Origin of the sequence: Arthrobacter subterraneus, assembly GCF_900099735.1 — a bacterium.
Classification (GTDB): Bacteria; Actinomycetota; Actinomycetes; order Actinomycetales; family Micrococcaceae; genus Arthrobacter_D; species Arthrobacter_D subterraneus.
The window spans coordinates 1-1,375 of record NZ_FNDT01000060.1; the positions used below are offsets into that span (position 1 = coordinate 1).

The following is a 1,375-nucleotide window of genomic DNA, read 5'->3' on the forward strand; positions in this document are numbered from 1 at the left end:
TAGTGTGTTTGTGTGTCAAGTTATCGGCGTATTAGTACCGGTCAGCTTCACGAGTCGTTAGTCCTCGCTTCCACATCCGGCCTATCAACCCAGTGGTCTGGCTGGGGGCCTCTCACACCAAATGGTGTATGGAAATCTCATCTTGAAGCAGGCTTCCCGCTTAGATGCTTTCAGCGGTTATCCCATCCGAACGTAGCTAATCAGCGGTGCACTTGGCAGTACAACTGACACACCAGAGGTTCGTCCGTCCCGGTCCTCTCGTACTAAGGACAGCCCTTCTCAAATTTCCTACGCGCGCAGCGGATAGGGACCGAACTGTCTCACGACGTTCTAAACCCAGCTCGCGTACCGCTTTAATGGGCGAACAGCCCAACCCTTGGGACCTACTCCAGCCCCAGGATGCGACGAGCCGACATCGAGGTGCCAAACCATGCCGTCGATATGGACTCTTGGGCAAGATCAGCCTGTTATCCCCGAGGTACCTTTTATCCGTTGAGCGACGGCCATTCCACAATGTGCCGCCGGATCACTAGTCCCGACTTTCGTCCCTGCTCGAGATGTCTCTCTCACAGTCAAGCTCCCTTGTGCACTTACACTCGACACCTGATTGCCAACCAGGCTGAGGGAACCTTTGGGCGCCTCCGTTACTTTTTGGGAGGCAACCGCCCCAGTTAAACTACCCATCAGGCACTGTCCCTGACCCGGATTACGGGCCGAAGTTAGATATCCAGAGTGACCAGAGTGGTATTTCAACGATGACTCCACCCGAACTAGCGTCCGGGCTTCACAGTCTCCCACCTATCCTACACAAGCCACACCGAACACCAATACCAAACTATAGTGAAGGTCTCGGGGTCTTTCCGTCCTGCTGCGCGTAACGAGCATCTTTACTCGTAGTGCAATTTCGCCGAGTTTATGGTTGAGACAGCGGGGAAGTCGTTACTCCATTCGTGCAGGTCGGAACTTACCCGACAAGGAATTTCGCTACCTTAGGATGGTTATAGTTACCACCGCCGTTTACTGGGGCTTGAATTCCCAGCTTCGCCCACAAGTGAGCTAACCGGTCCTCTTAACCTTCCAGCACCGGGCAGGAGTCAGTCCGTATACATCGTCTTGCGACTTCGCACGGACCTGTGTTTTTAGTAAACAGTCGCTTCCCCCTGGTCTCTGCGGCCCCGATCCGCCTCCCCGCAGCAAGTGCGGTTCACGGTTGGGGCCCCCCTTCTCCCGAAGTTACGGGGGCATTTTGCCGAGTTCCTTAACCATAATTCTCTCGATCGCCTTAGTATTCTCTACCTGATCACCTGTGTCGGTTTGGGGTACGGGCAGTTGGAACCTCACGCCGATGCTTTTCTAGGCAGCATAGGATCATCGG

Annotated in this window: 1 rRNA gene; it reads right to left on the reverse strand. The window is 54.6% G+C overall.

Annotated elements, in window-relative coordinates:
* Positions 1-11: 11 nt before the first annotated feature.
* Positions 12-1,375: ribosomal RNA gene (locus BLS52_RS18210) — 23S ribosomal RNA — on the reverse strand; the annotation flags it as partial.